An 18,771-nucleotide genomic window follows, 5' to 3' on the forward strand; every position below is an offset into this window, starting at 1 on the left:
GAATCGCCTATCCTACCTCAAAGTTGCTGCGATCGTACTGGGATGGGTTCGATCTGCTACAGAAAGTGCTCGATCATTCACGAGCCCAGAACTCGCGAAAGGACTGGGTTCGCTGCAGGTGATCCGCATTGATCTGATAGCGGGCCTCGCTCTGAGCAGCCCCATCGGGCCCCGGCGGATAGGATTTCATTTCCCGGTAGGGCAGCGGGCCAATCTGTTGTCCAGCAAGGGTGTTGAGGTCGGCGTCTTTATCCCAACCGACATTGTGCATCACAAAGTCACGAACCCAACCTTCGGGAAGAGCCTGGTCGGGTTCTGCAAACTTCAGGCGAATCTCATCGCCCGCCCCAATGACGACCATCTCGTCATCCCAGTCGCGCAGGAGTTCCAGACAATCCCCAAACCGGGTCACCTTGCCTCGCAGCGGTGGCCAGCGTGGTTGCTCCGACACGTCGTCATACCGATAGGTCTCCGGATGCGTTGGGTCGGCCCGCACTGCACTGGAAAAACCATGAAAACCGACGGAGGCCGATTCCAAGGCGAGCGGCTGTTCGATGTACTCCGCAGCGGTCTCTTGGACGACGAGTTCGGCGGCGTCCCAATAGATCTGCGCCGAAGTTCGAATTCGCACCCGGGAATCATCCCGGGAGATCACATCGCTGACGTCGACGACGATCGTTTTCGTTTTCCCTCCCGGGAAGCCGATAAAGGGAATCGCGTTTCGCCAGCCTTCAGGCGACTCGGTGTCGGGAACCCAGAGGGAGGGGAACTCGATCGCAGACAGTTCGGGGTTTTGGTCGATTTGGATATTCAGGGACGTATCAGTCGGCATGATCCAACCGGTGAGAACCAAATAGACCTTGTCTTGAGACGCCGGTTCGGCCGCGTCGCCGGGGAGGTCACCGAAGTCGAGATCGATCCAGTGCGGTGGGCATAAACCTTGCCGCAGACGCCGGTCAAAACCTTGAACGAACTCCCGGTCGGCTGCCCCAAGTTTCTCGGTAACGTCACGACCCTCAGTATCGACCGCTAGGGTTGGTGCGATCCGCTGAGTGTCGGCGAAGGCAAAAATGGTAGGCGTGGCAATTTGACCAGGACCGACCTTTTCATTGGTCCAAACCTCTACGTTCGCGGGGTGATCGATCGCGGTCAGTTTGACTTCGTCGAAATACGCGACCTCCCAGAGTTCCTCGGTGATGCGGAATTCATAACGCCCGTCTCGAGGCCGGATCTCGCGACCGTCAATCTTGAGGTATTCCCACGGTCGATCCTTGGCAACGATTCCATCGGCGACCTGCAATCCCAACGGCGCCGCCCACAGACAATCGGTTACAAAGCGGAACCGCTCGCCATCGAACGCATACAGGTAGGGGCAAGAACCCTTGAGGGTTTGCTCTTCTTCGACGAGCATATCGACCGGCGGATTGCGGATCGTCTGGGTAAGTCCATTGGGCAAGATGGCCCGGATACTGTCGGCCTGTTCGAAGCCGTCGATGCCGAAGTGCGTCGACGGGGTGGTGACGATACGGGCGCGGTAGTGTGGCCCAAACCGAGCCTCCAGGACGCTGCCGATTGCGAAGTGGTTGACCCGCCCGCTAGCGTTGTCGTCGATCCCTTTGAATCGCACGTCCAGGAAATGAGCGGCGTTTTCGATGCGGTTCTCCCACACCTCAGCCTGAGCATTGTTGACCACGGCAAGGTCGATGGTCCCATCGCCGCTGAAATCACCCGTCGCGATCGTTGAGACATCGGCCTGATCGGAATCGCTGACCACGGGCGTCCAATCTCCAAACCCCCAGGGTCCGATTCGTGACATCATCAGCTCGCCCGCCGTGCAGCGAATGATCTCGAGCCACGAGTCATTATCGATATCGGCTACCGCGATCGCTTCCGCAGGCGACTGCGTCGCGGAGCTCTCCACCCGATCGACTGTCCATGCTCCCGCGTCCGCGGTCTGGGAATAGACGATCGTATTGTCGGTCGGGCCGGAGACGATCAGGTCCCACGAGACGTTGGCATCGACATCCTCGACAGCGACGAAGAACGCGCCCGGCACCGGGGGAATCTCGGGGATCGCTCGGGCGCGAAACTGCAGGTGCAACAGATTCTCCAGTATCCCGACCTGTCCCGAGGCGGCCTGGGTCGTGATGATATCCAAATCCAGATCGCGGTCGATGTCAGCGATCGCCATCGCCGTGACCGGGTCACCGCCGGCGAAGCGATCGGAGCTCCCTGGCAGCTCAAAGAAGGTTCGATTGCCGCGATTGCAAAACATTCTCACCCCATCCTCTTCCGTCGCCAGGACGAGATCCAAATCCCCATCCGCCTCCAAATCGCCCGCGACGGCCGCGGTCACCGACCGCACCTCTTCGAGCCCTGTTTCCTCGCTCACCACGGCCAGGCGATCTTCTTGGTCGTCAAGATTCTCACGTCCGTCGATTCGCACGATCCTCACACCGGCGTCTCCGTAGACGACCAGATTCAAAAAAGTATCGTGGCGACCCGCAGTCGATTCTCCGCTGCGCAGCCGCTGAGGGCTGCTGCTGTCGACGACGAACATATCCGCCGCGATCATCCCGGTGGCCTCCATGTCCAGCGCCAGTTCACCTGCCGCGGACCAGGAGTCGCCGCCGTCATTCTGCCAGAGCTGTAGCCGCCCAGCGGAAGTAAGTGTGATGATATCGGCGTCCATATCGAGATCGAAATCGATCGACTGGATAATCGAGACATCCTCGCTCCCCAGTGGACGCACCGAAAACGTCGCTTGCTCCGATCCCTCTTGAATGGGCGAGACAGCCTCGAGGTCCGCCGACAGCCGTCGGAGTGTGTCGAAACTGAGCCGATCGAGCGGATGCGGTGAGGCGCGGCGGCGGTCCGTTTTCACCAACTCGGTCCCATTGAGCACATTGAACCACTGCATCATGCTCGCATCGGCATCGGGCCACTGCCCAGCATCGATGGCAGACGTGATCTGGCCGACGAGTTCCGTGGGCGTCACACCGAGGGCGCGAATATCCCGCGCCAGCGAAGGCTCGATGGCACGCGTTAACTCAGCACTTCGCTGCGCGTATTTCGCCGCCTGCTGCTGCTGGGATTCGATATTCAAGCGAGCCGCACGCAGAGCAAAGAAGAGATTGTCGGGATGCTGATCCGAGAGAGTCGCCAGTGTACGACTCGCTGTACTGCGGACATCTTCGGGCAACCCATCGATCGGGTCTTCCATCTGCAGGAGGACTTCAATCAAGGAGCCGCCCAGGATCATGCTGCGAGGGTCTTCCCCCATCTCTCCCTGCACCGCTGCGACGAGGCGTTGCATGATTTCACGCCGCAAACTCTTCGTCATCGAGGCGGGTAGCAACGCTGCTTCGTGCAGATCCACGCGTGTTTGCAGCCACAAGGGCGTGACCTGGTCTTCGGTAACTCGAGCGGCATCGTCGACGCTATCGCGGGCCGCCGCAATCGCCTTGGGCAGTTGAGATCGAACCGACGTTTTGGCCTCGGCGTCGAGAGCAGGGTTGTTGGCTTGCGCGGCCAAGTCATCGACGAGCAACACCCGGTTGATTGCCCGGTCGAGCGCAATCGAGGCATCTTCGGGAGACTGCTGGTGCAGCGTCGACCAGGATTCGTCCGCCGAACGCAAGTCGAGGTTCTCGGTCGCCGCGAGGGCCGAACGCAGCACTTCCAATTGCGCGACGGTCGCGGAGGCATCCGCTGGCGCTTGCCTTGCCTCGTCCTCGCCACGGCGGAGCAGGATCCAGGCGGTGATCGCCAACAACACGGCCACGACGATAGCCGCTACACCCCAACCGAAGCTCCAACGCGGTTGCCGCGTTTCGGGTTTTTGCGATTTACTCGGGGTTGGATCGTTCATGATGCCTTCCATTGGCCGAATGGAAATTGGGAGGAGGGGCAGAAGCTGAGCGTGAACCGTTCGCGCAGTCAGTTATACATCAGTACCTCGCAAAGATTCGAAGAGGCAAGGGTTCTGCAAGAATAACCGTAGGTCGGCGCCGCGCCAGCTACGGTCATCGCCTCGCTACCCGCTGGGCCCTGCTTTTTCTGCGGCGTGATCTCGGCTACCTTGGCGGCTCCGATTGTTCCCGTGAAGCCTTTTATTGCCGACCCACTCACCTATGCATCCGGTTCATTCACTCGCCGCGATCATCGGTTGCGTGTTGCTCTTTGGAGCGACACCGACTCACGCTCAGGCCCCTCCATCGTCGGCACAAGCGAGCACGGAAAAACAGTCCGGCGAGGCATCCGCCCCCACGATCCAACTTGGAGTGGGGCCGGGGGGAATGCAGCGCCACGTGCCGGGACGCTGGGCCATGTTGGCGGTCGGCGGCTCGAATCCCACCGATCAGGACCGCGAAGAAACCGTGACGGTGAGCGTCGACGGAGATGCCAGCGTGCAGTACGCCCGGCGCGTGTGGCTGCCCGCAGGGGCGAGTCGCATCGCATGGATGCCGGTTCCGATCCCCAGCGACATCGCTCCGGATCAAACTCTTCTCGATCTCACATCGATGCAGATTCGGCACTCGGCGGATGGAGTCGAGCAGTTCCAAGACAACCCGGTCGGCATGCCGAAAACCAGCCGATCGTTGCTGTTGTCAAAGGAACAGTCTCGCGCAGCGATCATTCTTGATCAGGTTGCCGCGACTGATCAGGCCGGCAACGAGCGGAATGAAGAGATCGCTGATGTAGTCAATGCAGGACGCGACATCGAGGTCCAAGACAACCGTGTCGAAGGGATGGTCCATGTCCAGGGTCATTTCTTACCCGCTTCGCCCGTCGGCCTCGATGCGATCGATCAAATCGTCATCGCCAGCGATCGGATCTTGAACGATACACTGGCGCTCTCGCGGCTGCAGAGTTGGTTGCAGGCAGGGGGCCAGGTTTGGTTGATGACGGACCAGGTCAGCCCCGAGGCGGCCCGCATGCTCCTGGGCGACGCGATGTGCTACAGCGTTGTCGATCGCGTAGAACTCAATGAGATCGAGTTTGAAACCGTTGACGTTACCCACAGCGGCGCGGGGCCAACCATCGACGCATGGAGTTCTGAACGCCCCGTTGAATTCGTGCGTGTCTTCACCGACAGTGCCGACGTGCTCTGCACGGTCGACGATTGGCCCGCCGCCTTTATCAAAAAAGTCGGTCGCGGCAGCGTGTTGTTCACCACAGTTGGTGCTCGGGGATGGATGCAAGATGGCGCTCCCTTGTTACCCTACGCGAACATCTCGAGTTTTTTCTTTGCAGGCCGCGAGAACAAGCCGCAACCAACCGCGAGGCTGACCTCCTTCGCTGATGATGAAATTGGGTACTCGATCCCCCAACGCCACCGGATCGCAATATTGCTGGGGCTGCATTTACTGATGATTGCCGCCGCAGGAGTTTGGTTGGCACGACGCCAGCGTCTGCAGTATCTCGCTGCGATCGTCCCGGTCGTTTCGTTGTTGGCTGCGGGTGCCTTGGTGGTAATGGGGCAACGCCAATCCAATGCTGTTCCCTCGACAGTCGCAGTCAGCCAGGTCATTCGCAACCTACCGGGCAATCCGTTGGTTAATCTCCATTCGGTCGCGGCCGTGTACAGTCAAGACGCGCAGCCCCTCGAGCTTGTGTCCTCTCCAGACAGCACGACGACTCTTAAACAGGAACAAGCAAGCGGCCAGATCCAACGATTGTTGTGGGACGACAGCGGTCGTTCGAAATGGCTGTTCGTTGATCAGCCGCCCGGTGCCGTGCGGCACGCCGAGACTCGCACGTCCGTCGAGTTCTCACCACCTTGGTCGGTACAGGGGACATTTTCAGACCAGGGGTTTGAGGGCACCGTGCAGGGCTTGCCTGCCAACCAAATTGCAGATGCAATCGTTGCGGCCGAACCACGCTCTGCACTCGCGATCACGGTCGATCCCGAAACCGGCGCCGTGCGGCCAAGCGGTCATGATGCTGTGCTCGCACCGGACCAATACATCGATGCGGCGATCGTGTCCGATGTCCAGCGTGCTCGCCAGCAACTCCTGCGTGAAATGTTCGCTGAGCACGCGACTCCGTTTGGTAACGATCCCGTGCTATTGGCATGGACCGAGCCAGTCGATTCCGGTGCCCAGTTCGCTGCTGATTTTCAACAGCGTGGCTCGGCGCTAGCGTCCTTGCCGATCGAGCTGGCGCCGGCTCCGTCGGGAACGGAATTCCACGTCCCAGCGACATTCGTGCAGATTGAACCTTACGCGGGTTCGCGGGGCATGACGGCAATCTACAATGCCCGGACCGGGCAATGGTTGGAGATGAACCAAGCCAGCGAACCGGAACTGCAGTGCATGATGCCGGCCGAGATGTTGCCCTGCCAACTTCGCCGGGCATCGGTCACGATTAAAATCAATGCTCCTTCTCGCACACTCGATATCAAGGCTCTTGTCGGCGACGAGTTCCAGTCGGTGTATCAGCAATCCAACCCCACCGGGATCCTCCGCTTTGACATCGTCGATCCCGCTCATTTGACGTTGAATGATCGAGGGGGACTCGTTCTCTCTTTGGCCATTTCCGAAAGCGAAGAGGAACTGGCTCGCCAACAGCAGGAGACATCCTCTCCCACCGCGGCCGCCAACGCCCCGAATCGCAGCACCTGGACGATCGATTACGTCCAGGTTGATTTTGATGCCACGATGCAGTGACCGATTTCCTATCGACTCGGAGCCCCGAGCGAGCCCATCCGCCCATCCGCCCATCCGCCCATCCGCCCAGAGGAACCCCATTGCCGTGAGCAGCTCAGAAACGGTAGTCGAAACGAAGGCGTTGACCAAACGCTATGACGATTTCACAGCGCTCGATGCGCTGACGATGCGCGTCGGCAAGGGAGAGATCCTCGGTTTCATCGGCCCCAACGGAGCCGGCAAAACCACGACCATCCGCATTCTCGTGGGGCTGTCGAAACCGACCAGCGGCACGGCAACGATCGCGGGAGCGGATTGCTTGAATGACGCTCACAAGATCAAGCGGCTCGTCGGCTACATGCCCGACGACTTTGGCAGCTACCACAACATGCGGGTGAGTGAATACTTGGATTTCTTCGGTGCCGCCTATGGCATCGGCCGCAGCCATCGGATCAAACGCATCGACGAGGTGCTCGACATTACCGGAGCGACCTACATGCACGATCTGTATGTCGATGCACTCAGTCGCGGCATGCAGCAGCGGGTGGCGATCGCGCGAACGCTGATGCACGATCCTCAAGTCCTGATCCTCGACGAACCCGCCAATGGTCTCGACCCCCAGGCCCGGATCGATATGCGAGTGATGCTCTTGCGACTCTCCGAGATGGGAAAGACGCTGATCGTGACCAGCCATATCCTGCCCGAACTGGCTCGGATCTGTAACGTGGTGGCGATGATCACCCGAGGCAAATTGCGGGCGTTTGGGACGCTCGACGAGATCATGCGTGACGTCCAGCAAAAACGCACGTTCGAAATCATGTTGATCTCGGGCGATCAAGTCGAGCGGGTGGGCCAAACGGTCCGTCGCTGGCTGCAGGAACACACGGTCGACGATGACGACACAGCCGTGACGTGCGCGCAGACCGAAATGATGGTGCGCTTTTCGACGCACCTCAACGATCGTGAAGTGGCCCCGCTGCTGTCACACTTGATCAGCCAAGGCGAGACGATAACGCAGTTCCGCGAGGTGGCGACCGATTTGGAGGACGCTTTTCTCTCGGTCGCCAATGCGGGGGATCGCAGCGACGGTGGAGTTGCCGACAAACCGGCGTCATCCGAGGTATCTTCGGGGGTATCTGCCACAGGAGCCGACGCGTGATCAATCCCGTGATCCAGCGAGAGTTCTACGGCATCCTGCGCTCGCCTCGGGCAATGGTTGTGTTGGTATGCCTGACGCTCGCCTTTTCTGTCTTGGTGCTGATGCGTTGGCCCGCAGATGCCTCGGTCGATCTGACGGGCACCCAATCGCTCGAAGTGTTTCGCGTGTTCGGGTATGGCCTGCTCGCAGGCATTGTGTTCCTGGTCCCTGCTTTCCCGGCGACGTCGGTCGTCAACGAAAAGAATGACGGGACGCTCGCGCTGCTGTTGAACTCGCCGATGAGCGCCCTTTCGATCTACTTTGGAAAGACATCGGGAGTCCTACTATTCAGCGGATTGGTGCTGTTATGCAGCCTCCCCGCCTCGGCGGCTTGTTATGCGATGGGTGGCATCCATCTCACCAGCCAACTCGGGTTGCTCTACGTGATCCTCTCGCTGCTCGTGATCCAGTACGTGACGCTCGGGATGTTAGTCAGCAGCCACGTTCAGTCGGCGGACGCCGGGGTGCGGGTCACGTACACGATTGTGTTGGCGCTGTGTTTTCTCACCCTGATTCCAGCGGCGTTCTTTCCCGGTGCGGGCGGCCTGGTCTCGTCCTTAACGAGTTGGCTCCGGAATATTTCTCCGATCCCAGCGGTGATGGAGATCATGAGGCACAGCGGGGTCGGGGCAGCCGGGCTGAAGCAGGAATCCGCCATCGGTGAATTCATCATCATCACGCTGGTGAGCAGCGGTGTGTTCGCGGCCCTCACTCTATCGCGATTCAACTACCGGATCTTCGATCGCTCCCGGGCTAAGGGATTGATCACTGACGATCGCGGGCGGGCTGCCAAGACTGCCAGGCGGCTGTTTTACCTGGTCGACCCCCAACGGCGGAAACGCGGGATTCCATGGTACCTCAACCCGGTCATGGTGAAAGAATTTCGCTGCCGAAAATTCGGTCGATCCCAGTGGCTACTCCGACTGATTTCCGTCTGCGCCGTCGCCTCTGTGATGGTCACGTTCGCCGCAGCCACCAGCGCCACGTCGTGGGGCGTCGAGGCGATTGGCGGTCTGATGGTGTTGCTGCAAGTGATCTTGGTCGTCGTGCTCACCCCGAGCCTGGCCTCCGGTCTCATCAGTGGCGAGCGTGATGGCAGCGGATGGGAACTGTTGCGATTGACCCCGCTCTCGCCGTTGCAGATTATTCACGGGAAAGTGCTCAGCGTATTGTGGACGCTCGGGTTGGTTTTGATGGCGACGCTGCCTGGTTATCTGATCATGATTCTGATTCAACCGGTGATGTGGCTGCAGGTCAACATCGTACTGATTTGCTTGGTCGCGATTGCTATCGAAGCCTTGGCGGTGAGCGCCGCCATCGGCAGTCTGTTTCGCACCACGGCCGTCTCCACGACCGCATCGTACATCGCGGTCATAACGCTGTTCCTGACGCCGATGTTGGTGTGGCTCGGCCGAGACGCACCATTTGGCCATGAAACCGTCGAAACGGCACTGCTGTTGACACCCGTCGGGGCGGCGCTGAACGTGATCGGTGCCCCCGGGTTTGAAAACTACGACCTCTTGCCGCTCGCGTGGTGGATCGCCGGTGGGGTTTCGATCTTGATGTTTAGCATTCTCGGGGCAAAGGTATGGCGGCTGACACGCGCGGTATGAACGGCATGAATTTGACAATGATGTTTCGATCGATTTCCGCCCTGGCTCTCGGTGTCCTTTTGACGCTTTGGGCTCAGCCGAGCCGAGCGGTGGATCCCTTTGCCGACTATGACATGGTGATGTACGAGCGTCCGGGCTTCCCTTCGGTACTAATCGAGGACGTGTTTCCTGATGGCTTGCTCGATCTTTGGTCGCGGGCACTGGCGCGACCCGAGGTGGAGCTCCAACGAATGGCAATCGATAGTATGGCGATTGCACACCAACAGGGCCTCGCTGGTGTGGAGACACTGCGCCCCGAGTTGCGGCAGATCCTAGACGCCTCTGATCAGAACCGCGATCTCGTTCGCGCAGCGGCCCAGGCGTTGATTGCAATCGATTCCAAGTCGGATGCCGACCGACTCGCTGACGCCGCGGTCGAGTATGGCGGGACAGTCGCGCAAGTGATCGAACCGGCACTGGGCGCATGGAACTCCGACGCGATGAAGAGCCACTGGCTGCAACGCATCGGCTCGCCCGCCGCGAGCGGCAATCGACTGCTGATGGCAATCGAAGGCCTCGGTGCGCTCGGGGCAGAGGAAGCCGCACCTACACTCGTCGAGATCGTCCGGCAGCGTCATGCTGCACCGCGAGTCCGCATGGCTGCGGCACGAGTGTTGTCGCAGCTTGATTCTTCCGAAGTTGTCGGCCTCGCGCAGTCCCTGTTGCGTGAAGACACCTACCGGCAACCCTTGGCAGCGATCATGTCGATTGAGCTCTTGAAACGTCACAATGACGATGACGCCATTGAGCTATTCAAAAGCCTGCTCGAGAGTCCCAACCTCGCTGTTCAGGGTGGAGCACTCTCGCAACTCTATCGAATCGACCCGGAACAAGTTGATCAGTATGTACCGCGTTTCGTCGACAGCCGAGATGCGGCCGTACGCTCGGTTTGCGCTCGCTCGATGATCGCAACACGGAAACAAAAAAACATCGAACGACTCGCCGTGATGCTCGATGATCAGAACCCGTCGCTACGGCGTGAAGTGGCCGCTGGGTTGGTAGCTCTCGCCGATCAGCAGGATTTGAAGGACGAAATCCAGCAGCGTGTGTTTGAAGTCCTCCGGCAGGATTCGTGGCAGGGCTGTGAGCAGGCTGCCGTGGTGCTGGCGAAACTGGACTTCAAAGCGTCGGGACCGCGGATGGTCGAGTTGTTGACTCACCAACGCGGGGAAGTGAAAGTGGCATCGGCGTGGGGATTGACGCAGTTGCGGATCGAGGAACTTCTGCCGGCGATGCTCGAACATGCACAACAGATCCACGCGGGCTTTCAATCGGATCGATACAACGACGAGATGCCGGGACTCTCCGACCACGTCGCCCACCTCTTCATCGCGATGGGCGATCAGAGCTATGCGCCGGCGGCACCGTTGATGCGGCAGTACCTGCCGAAGAACTATTCACTGGGCCTTCACGCCCGGGCTGCGGCGGCATGGGCACTCGGCTTGATTCATGAAGATGATCCCCCAGCCGACCTGGTAACCATCATGGTCGGCCGGATCAACGATGTTTACTCGCTCGAACCAGAATCGGGAGCGGTCCGACGAATGTGCGCGGTCAGTTTGGGGCGTATGGAAGCTGAATCCGCTCTGCCTGATCTGCGAGAACAAGCAGGCACCGAAGCCCCCGCCTCCCGTGCTTGTGACTGGGCCATCGAAAAGATAACCGGAGATCCGGTACCCCAGTTCCCGCCACGCCAACGGGAATTGACCGGTTGGTTCCTCTCACCGATTCCCACGACCAAGCCGTAGCGGGCGGCCAAAGCAATCCGTTTTGCCTGGAAGGTTATGCCCAGCGAACGCTCGTTTGCAGACATTCGAGCCGCCCTGGCTTGTCGAGAACCTGGTCAGCACCCTGATCCACTGCACGGCTGCGCTGTTGGGTTGTGGCCATTCCGGTGACCCAAACGTGACGTGACTGCGGAGCGATCCCCCGGCGTTGTCGCCACTGCTCGGTCGACTGCGGAGCGGCCGTCGACTCATCCCATAGGACAGTGGCAAACCCACGAGCCGAACGGGGTGTCAGATCTCGCTGCCACTGCACCAACGGCTCGTCCGTTCCAAGGCCAGAGCACAGCATGGCGAGTGAATCGATCAAACTCTCAGCGAAGGCGTAGCGGGCTGCCACGACGACGACCGGTAGCAGACGCCGCGCGACAATTGCCTCCGGCGCCAACCAATGTGGGAGGTAGTCCGGGGCCGCACTCAGTGGAATGGATTCCACCCACGGGGGAGCACCCGACTGTGCGGTGGCCCCCGACTGCGGCGGCAGACGCACCGTGGGGGCGACCAGTTCACCGCGGATGACCAACGTCGTGGCGTCTGCGAATTGAGATCGCAGTGCTGCGATTTCCGGGCCGTCGATCGCTTGCATCCCTCGCTCGTGCCGCGTTGTCTGGGCGACCAACACGTGCGTGGGCGGTTGCCGCGGCGGCGCGGCGAGCGACTCTGCGATGGACTGCCGCATGGAAATCGAATCGCACCCGCGCTGACAGACACGCCAAGCGGGCGCGACGTCCGGGTGCCCCGGATCGCCGATCCACAGCAATGATTCGCAAGCAAAACGAGGCGTCCCCGATGGAGAACCTCCCGGCTGCGAAGGGTTGCTAGAGTGAGAGGTTTTCATCGACTGCGGCTTCGGCTTCTTTCAGGATCAACCACGCTTCCCCGGGCGACTCGCTTGTCCGAAGCCCTTCGAGAAACGCATCGTCGGCGACAATACGGCTCAGCTTGGCCAAGATACGAAGGTGGCTGGAGTCGTCGTAAGAGCAGATCAGAAAGAAAATATCGGTCAGCTGCCCGCGGTCGGAGAAGGGCAGTCCCGCCTGGCAGATCCCCAGACCGATCACGGAATCGGCCAGAATCGAGGTTTGCGGTCGTCTTGGGTGCAGCAGGGCAACGCCGTTATCGAGCGCCGTCGGATGCAGTTTTTCTCGCTCGGCCACTGCCGACGCCATCGCTGGTGCGTCCCACAACATACCCGTCGTCGCCGCCAGGCTGCTCATCGTGCGGATCACGCTGCCGCGGGTGCGGGCCGACAGCGGGTTGGCGATCGTGTCGACCGTACACAATTCGCTGAGTTTCTGTGGGGGCGCATCCGCCCGGCGATGCAGCACACGGCGGACGCGGTCGAGCTCATCTGGGTCGCTCAAACCGATGCGTTCTTCGAGCCAGTGATGAATCTCGGCTTCGTTGAACCGCCACTGGCCGCCGATCTTGCGGCCTGGGAGATTTCCACGGGTGACCATCTTGGTGATCTGGTCAGGGGTCACATGAAGATATTCGGCGAGTTGGGGGATATCGAGGTCTTCCATAGCAAACTGAACATTTCTCTTGACGGATGTTTGGGAAAATAGCTAAATCGACTCAAGTTATTGCAATGTCGACCCGACGTCGACGTGCCCACTGGGAGAGTTTTTGTTTGCCAACCGCATCGAGCTACCGAAAATCGTCACGCTGGCGCGACCTTGCCCCCGCTGTGGCGATAGCATTGGGTGCAATGATTGTGCCGATAACCGGCCACGCTCAGAACGGATTCTCGACAGCGCCCCAAACCAATATGGGTCCGATCAGCCCGCCTTCGACGGGAAATGCCTATCCGTCGAACGGTTATAGCGGTCAAACACTGCCACCGGCCACGGGGAGTCTCGGACCGGCGACCCCACAATACGATCCCTACGCAACGTCGCAGGGCTCGTCATCCACCTTCGGCCCCCCAGCATACCCCAGCTCCCCTGCTGCGACGCCTCCGCCGGGAACAAACTCTTCGTATCCCAACGGCGGCCTGCTCGGTGGAATATTCTCGGGCAGTATGTTTAGTGGTCAGAGCAACGTGTATTCGGGAGCGGGCTACCCGGCGACGAGCGTTCCCCCCTTCGGAGGCACGACGTCCAGCGCCGCGCCCTACAATGCTCCTCCCATCTACGGGCCGTCCACCGACGGATCTCCCTACTATGGTGGAGGTACTAACGGCAGCATGCCCTACGGATCCGGTTCGACTTTCTCCACTCCACCCCCGGCCAACTACGGCACACCGACCTTCCCACCCTCGGCGTATCCGTCGGGAGCCCCCACGTCGCTGTTCCCTCAGGGTTTCGGCGACGTCTACAGCAACACGATGCTGCCGGTGGGAAGCGGCATGACGGCCTATGATTTATTGCGTGGGCCGCGATTCCGACAAACCTTTGTCACCGGCGGCAACAGCCAGGACGACCTCGGAGTCAGCCAGACCGATGTGTCGATCGGCTTGACCTGCGACAACTTCCTCTACAGCAACCGTCCGCTCAGTATCGCGCCGTCGTTTTCGCTGTACCTTTTTGATGGACCGATCTCCATTCCCTCTCACCAAGCCGATCTGCCGGGAAATGCCTACGCCGGTTTCCTCGATTTCGGCTGGCAATCCGATCCCAACCAAATCGTGGGAGGGGAATTTGGCGTCCGAGTCGGTGCGTTCTCCGACTTTGACACCTTCAATGAGGATAGCATCCGGATCTTAGGCCGAGGCCTGTTTGCTTTCCGATTGACGCCCTCGTCGACGATCAAAGCGGGACTTTACTATCTCGATCGGGAAAGCATCAAAATGCTGCCCGCCGGTGGGGTCCTCTGCCAACCCAACCCGTACACACGCTACGACATCTTCTTCCCCGAGCCCAAATTTGCGAAATACTGGCGAACGCTCGGGACGCAAGACGTCTGGTGGTACATCGCGGGCAACTACGGCGGCGGATCTTGGACGATCACTCGCGCCAACGCAGGTCAAATCGAGGAACGCGTCGACATCAACCAAATCGAAGCCGTCTTCGGATGGGAATGGGGACGCAGCGATCTGATCCGCATGGGGCAGCGAACCGCCTTCTTCGAGATCGGCGGCGTGTTCAACCGCGAACTCGAATATGAGATCTCTCCCGATGACCAGTCGCTGTCCAACGCGTTCATGTTCCGAGGTGGATTCGGGTACTGATAGACACGTCAAGAAAAGCCGCTTCGCAGAACACTTTTGAGCCGGCGGTCGGAACGTGGCAAAAACCACCGGAAACATCAGCCTGAACGTCGCTTCGCACCGGTGCAGATGCGGGCCAGTTACCCAATCTGCCTTTGCGGTGTCTGACAGCTTTGATCTATCTAATCTTCTTTGCGGTCTGCGTGTGTTGCTTAGTTTCCTATCGGGAAGAGGGCTGTCGGTTCAGTGAGCCGAGACGCGTCCGTGGCCGGGTGGGCGGCGTTGTTGAATTAACTAAGGTCCATCCAACGGAAGCGTGCGCAGAGCACAGCGGAAGGTTTTTTGAGTACTGTCATATCCAGAACGAAAATTTGCAGTGCGCGCGTACGCTCAGCGGCACCACCAATAGGGTAGCTTTTTCGACACTCAAAGTCCACTGTTTGTCGGCCAGCCAGCACGGCTCGGTTAGCTTTGGTGGTTCAGTCTCGCCACCCTGGTAGATATCCGAAGCTCTGAGAGCCCCACACTGTCTCATCCGGCGTTTGAACCGCTAACAGAGCATCTCACTCTAGCACGGGCTTGCTCAGCAGAGCTACGCTCCACCGATACCCTCGGCATGCGACGACGTTGTTAGTGTGCTTGGCAGCACGACAATTCAGCCTAAGGCTTCAGAGCTTCGGACGGTTTCGATTCTACAGTGTTTTCCTGGTTCACTCCAAGACGAATTAGTAAGCCGATCAGCAAGTCGCCGATCGATTGAGGGCCTCGACGCTTCTTGCCAGCGAGAAGCTGCGGGATTGAATTTCAGAATCTGCGATTGCTTGAGTGAGGCTTCCGACGATACCTTTGACATCCATGAGGCTTCCTTTCCTGCGGTGTTAGTTTGAGCACCAACATTTTGCAGGAGGAAGCCTCTTTTCGTGAATACCAATCTCGCCAGATCACAGGCGCACTACGCGGATCGCACCCCCGGAAGACGTTAGATCCTTCCAGCTCTACCTGATCGAAAACAAGAATCTCGCGTATAGCAGCTTCAACCAAGCTGTTTGTGCCTTACGGTTCCTCTATACCCATTCGATCCGTGTCCCGTGGCCGGTCTCCATGGTTCCGTTTGGGAAAAGCCCTAAGACGCTGCCCGTTGTCCTCAGCCGCAATGAAGTCAACGAGCTGCTCACATGCACCAAGAATCTCAAACAGTGAACGTTTCTGACGACACTCTACGCGACTCCTACGCGACCGGACTTCTCGAAGCGGGCGTGGACTTGCTGACAATCAGCAAGTTGCTCGGTCACGCCAGTTTCGTCACGACGATGATCTATCTGCACTGCCGCAGGGAACACATGATCTCGACCCCCAGCCCACTGGATTGGCTACCGGTGCAGCAACTGCCGACTTATCAACCGCCGGCCGAGAACGGCAGGCTGGAAAGCAGAGAGACAGAGAGGGCCGAAACGGAGGAGCCGAATCCGCCCGGCAACCCAGCCGAATAGCGTCATCGGCCGAGAAGCTCAGCGTCGCTCAAATCGTTCGACTCGGTGCGGCTCAGTACGTCGCCGAGTACCGGGATCGCGGAGCCTGCTACAACGTGCAGAGTGTGTTGGCCAAGCTGTCGCTGCGCCGTACCTCTGCTCTGGGCGGGCACAAGTATCAGTGCGACACATGTGAGTCGACATGCCATGTTTATAATTCGTGTGGTGATCGCCACTGCAATCAGTGCAGCGGCAGCAAACGATACGACTTTGCCGAGCGGGCTGGCAAACTGCTGCTCGATGAAGTGGACTACTATCAAGTCGTATTCACATTACCGAGCCAACTGTCGCGGTTAGCTCTGAGCAACCGCGAGTCGCTCGCTGACTTGCTGTTCCGGTCGGCTTGGAAGAGTCTTCGAAAAACCATTCGGAGTGAACAGGGGTATGATCCCGCAGCGATCATGGTGTTGCACACGTGGAATCAAAAACTAGTGGTCTGTCACAGTTAAAAGTTAGGGTTGATCGTAGTGGACGAGGCGACGAGCTGGTCATTACCCACAAAACCAGATCCCCTGTCAGCTTGTCTGACAGGAATCACCGTTTTGTGATTAGATCAAGATGGAGCATTCACCCCGCTCCCATGCGGGCTTGCCCCGCATGACAGCAAAGTTTATCGACTTGGTTTCCTGTCAGACAAGCTGACAGGGGAACGTGTGTCGATACCGCGGTTTTCTAATTTAAAAACGTCGCTTCCCGTGTGACAAGCACACGGGGGAGCAAACTAATGGGTAATCAACAGGAGGCGACGAGTCCTTGGATTTGACGCCAGTTCAGGACTCGTCGCCTCGTCCACTACCCTAAGAATAAGTCGTGACAGACCACTAGAAGCCCACTGGCACGTCCATGCACTCGTTCCTGGATCGGGACCGGGCGTAGACAACAGCGGTTGGCAAGTCAGTATGGCGCCGCCAGATTCCAACAACAGCGACCGTCACTACCTAGTCGATGCGATCAACCTTCGCGATTCGTTTCGCAAGTCTGCGATTTCGCACTTGAAGCGACTGCGAGAGCGCGGCGAACTCAAGCTCGACACGGACAGTGAGTTTGGCGACTTGCGAGAAGACGCTGCCTGGGAATCGCTAGTCGAACATCTTTCGTCGCTGGATTGGGTCAGCTACATCCAGCCGCCGCCATCGGGATCGAGCGGGCCACAGGATTTAGTACGCTACTTGACTCGGTACTTGACTGGCGGTCCGATCAGCAATTCACGCATCGTCGCTGCGGACGAACATGAAGTGACATTCATGGCTCGCCAGGGGAAGAAGCAGGGTGGTGAGTCGCAGCAAGTTCCGGTGACGCTCACAACCCTTGACTTCATGCGTAGTTGGTGTCTCCACATCCAGCCCGATCAGTTAACCAAGACACGGTATTTCGGCGGTTGGAGCAATAGTCAATTGGCGAGCTACCAACAACGCTGCGCCGACGATATCAACACCGCCGAGTTTCCGTATGCCGCCGATGCAATCGAGTTCCCACCGCAATACCCCGAGGCCACCGAACCACGATCGACTCAGCCCACGTGTCCGCACTGTGAGCAGTCTACTCTGCGAGTGGTGTCGACGTATCCACGACCATCCTGGCGCGAGATCTTCTCGCGAGGCAGCACAACGGCGCCGCCATGGTACGCCGGTTCGCTGCAGGATTCGGATCGAGTGTTCTGGGACAGTGCCAATGGTGAGGGATTTTACGATTGGTACCTGAAACATCAGGTAGAAGGTGCATATGCAGGCTCGGCGGCGATGCCGGTGCCACTGAGTACCGAAAGTAGTCAGCTGATGCTCCCCGGACTGGAATCCGGTGGCTACTATGCAATAGAATAGAGACGATAGTCGCCGCTTCCTCACCACACGGTGTGTGGCCCCCACAGTGATTGCCCCCTCAGTGTGGCGACAAAGTTCAACGCACGATCTATCCGCACGTCAGGCGATCAGCTCAACCGACTAAGTTGAGCTTTTTCTACGCCTGACATGCGGATAGATGGCAATTCGTTTTCGTTTAGATCGCAATTCGTTCTGCTGCTAAAAGCTTTCATGAGTGACACTTCCAAGCGAACACAGGAGTCTCGCGTGACCTGCGGTTCGGAAGTGGACTGGACCGAAATCCAGCGAGTGGAACGCGATATTTGCCTGCTGTACCATCAGTTGGCCGATTACTCGTACATCATGGGAGACCTCTGTTACGGCGAGGTATTCTCGCTTCCTTACTGGGAGTATCTGCAGGTAGAAGAATTGGAACCCGATCAGCGGCGTTTCATTTGCGACGGATGCTTGGTCATGCTCTATGCCATGGCACTCGATGTTCTAGACGGCAGCGGAAACTACTTGACGATGGATCGCGAACGTTACACCGCTATAAGAAGTGCGGTGGATTGCCTACAACCCAATGGCTACGATACGGATCGACTTGCATCCGCTTTGAAGAAATTGTTGCAAGAGATCGATCGCAACCCTTCGGAAATCGAGGGGTCGGTATATTTGATGGACGAAGTTACCGATATGACATGGGTCCACGAACACTTCGTTCAACGCTATTTCACTGAACGAGCAAGTAGATTTCCGCCGACATGACAGGACGTCCCGCAGATCCAGTACAGCCATTGCAAAGTAGAAAGCCGGAGGGACACAGCACCTTTCTAACGAGTTTGACTTCGCCTAGACGAGGGGATAGGTTGGATTTGACGCTTCCGGCAAACTCCTGAAAAAGGGTTCATCCGACGGAATCGTGCGCAGAGCACAGCGGAAGGTTTTTTGAGGCATGGCTCTAGTATTCAATGATCGTTCAAAAATGCGTCCCTGACGAACAAACGC

13 protein-coding genes are annotated in these 18,771 nt (G+C 58.8%); 10 read left to right on the forward strand and 3 right to left on the reverse strand.

All coding sequences use genetic code 11. From position 1 onward, the window contains the following. Positions 1-73 precede the first annotated feature (73 nt). A complete protein-coding gene (locus tag CA85_RS16980) occupies positions 74-3,871 on the reverse strand; it encodes a CRTAC1 family protein (RefSeq protein ID WP_246112889.1) in 3,798 nt (1,265 codons plus the stop codon). Between the two features lie 262 nt (positions 3,872-4,133). Here CA85_RS16980 and CA85_RS16985 point away from each other — a divergent pair, with 262 nt between their 5' ends. The 4 genes from CA85_RS16985 (at position 4,134) to CA85_RS17000 (ending at position 11,248) form a co-directional block, all read left to right on the forward strand. Beyond that, a complete protein-coding gene (locus CA85_RS16985; RefSeq protein WP_146392551.1) occupies positions 4,134-6,671 on the forward strand; it encodes a hypothetical protein in 2,538 nt (845 codons plus the stop codon). An 85-nt stretch (positions 6,672-6,756) separates the two neighbouring features. Then, positions 6,757-7,809, forward strand: a complete 1,053-nt coding sequence (locus CA85_RS16990; protein ID WP_222435469.1) for an ABC transporter ATP-binding protein — start codon at positions 6,757-6,759, stop codon at positions 7,807-7,809. Next, positions 7,806-9,461, forward strand: a complete 1,656-nt coding sequence (locus CA85_RS16995; RefSeq protein WP_146392553.1) for an ABC transporter permease — start codon at positions 7,806-7,808, stop codon at positions 9,459-9,461. The genes CA85_RS16990 and CA85_RS16995 overlap by 4 nt, the downstream gene beginning before the upstream one ends. A 5-nt stretch (positions 9,462-9,466) precedes the next feature. Further along, entirely contained in the window at positions 9,467-11,248 is a 1,782-nt protein-coding gene (locus tag CA85_RS17000; RefSeq protein WP_186775008.1) for a HEAT repeat domain-containing protein, read from the forward strand. A 34-nt stretch (positions 11,249-11,282) separates the two neighbouring features. Here the strand turns inward: CA85_RS17000 and CA85_RS17005 are convergent, their stop codons facing one another. Next, positions 11,283-12,122 carry a hypothetical protein gene (locus CA85_RS17005; protein ID WP_146392555.1) on the reverse strand — a complete coding sequence of 280 codons (840 nt, stop codon included), beginning with the start codon at positions 12,120-12,122 and terminating at the stop codon, positions 11,283-11,285. Further along, positions 12,103-12,810, reverse strand: a complete 708-nt coding sequence (locus CA85_RS17010; protein ID WP_146392556.1) for a PTS sugar transporter subunit IIA — start codon at positions 12,808-12,810, stop codon at positions 12,103-12,105. The genes CA85_RS17005 and CA85_RS17010 overlap by 20 nt, the downstream gene beginning before the upstream one ends. 185 nt (positions 12,811-12,995) lie before the next feature. Between CA85_RS17010 and CA85_RS17015 the strand changes: the two genes are divergently transcribed. The 6 genes from CA85_RS17015 (at position 12,996) to CA85_RS17035 (ending at position 18,531) form a co-directional block, all read left to right on the forward strand. After that, positions 12,996-14,456, forward strand: a complete 1,461-nt coding sequence (locus CA85_RS17015) for a hypothetical protein (protein ID WP_146392557.1) — start codon at positions 12,996-12,998, stop codon at positions 14,454-14,456. Positions 14,457-15,437: 981 nt separating this feature from the next. Continuing rightward, a complete protein-coding gene (locus tag CA85_RS25750; protein ID WP_246112904.1) occupies positions 15,438-15,635 on the forward strand; it encodes a site-specific integrase in 198 nt (65 codons plus the stop codon). After that, entirely contained in the window at positions 15,611-15,925 is a 315-nt protein-coding gene (locus CA85_RS25755) for a tyrosine-type recombinase/integrase (RefSeq protein ID WP_246112890.1), read from the forward strand. The genes CA85_RS25750 and CA85_RS25755 overlap by 25 nt, the downstream gene beginning before the upstream one ends. A gap of 32 nt (positions 15,926-15,957) precedes the next feature. Further along, on the forward strand, positions 15,958-16,413 hold the full coding sequence (locus CA85_RS25020) for a transposase zinc-binding domain-containing protein (RefSeq protein WP_261344715.1): 456 nt from the start codon (positions 15,958-15,960) through the stop codon (positions 16,411-16,413). A gap of 354 nt (positions 16,414-16,767) precedes the next feature. Beyond that, positions 16,768-17,784: a transposase gene (locus tag CA85_RS17030; RefSeq protein WP_246112905.1), complete on the forward strand. Its 1,017-nt coding sequence runs from the start codon at positions 16,768-16,770 to the stop codon at positions 17,782-17,784. 210 nt (positions 17,785-17,994) lie between these two features. Continuing rightward, the gene (locus tag CA85_RS17035; RefSeq protein ID WP_146392559.1) at positions 17,995-18,531 is read left to right on the forward strand and encodes a hypothetical protein; all 537 of its coding nucleotides are present in this window, start codon (positions 17,995-17,997) and stop codon (positions 18,529-18,531) included. Positions 18,532-18,771: the final 240 nt, after the last annotated feature.

The organism is Allorhodopirellula solitaria (genome assembly GCF_007859855.1).
Classification (GTDB): domain Bacteria; phylum Planctomycetota; class Planctomycetia; order Pirellulales; family Pirellulaceae; genus Rhodopirellula; species Rhodopirellula solitaria.

Coding starts and splice junctions, on each gene's coding strand:
- CA85_RS16980 (WP_246112889.1), bottom strand. CDS start 3,871: ATGAACGATCCAACCCCGAGTAAATCGCAAAAACCCGAAACGCGGCAA.
- CA85_RS16985 (WP_146392551.1), top strand. CDS start 4,134: ATGCATCCGGTTCATTCACTCGCCGCGATCATCGGTTGCGTGTTGCTC.
- CA85_RS17000 (WP_186775008.1), top strand. CDS start 9,467: ATGAATTTGACAATGATGTTTCGATCGATTTCCGCCCTGGCTCTCGGT.
- CA85_RS17005 (WP_146392555.1), bottom strand. CDS start 12,122: ATGAAAACCTCTCACTCTAGCAACCCTTCGCAGCCGGGAGGTTCTCCA.
- CA85_RS17010 (WP_146392556.1), bottom strand. CDS start 12,810: ATGGAAGACCTCGATATCCCCCAACTCGCCGAATATCTTCATGTGACC.
- CA85_RS17015 (WP_146392557.1), top strand. CDS start 12,996: ATGATTGTGCCGATAACCGGCCACGCTCAGAACGGATTCTCGACAGCG.
- CA85_RS25755 (WP_246112890.1), top strand. CDS start 15,611: ATGCACCAAGAATCTCAAACAGTGAACGTTTCTGACGACACTCTACGC.
- CA85_RS17035 (WP_146392559.1), top strand. CDS start 17,995: ATGAGTGACACTTCCAAGCGAACACAGGAGTCTCGCGTGACCTGCGGT.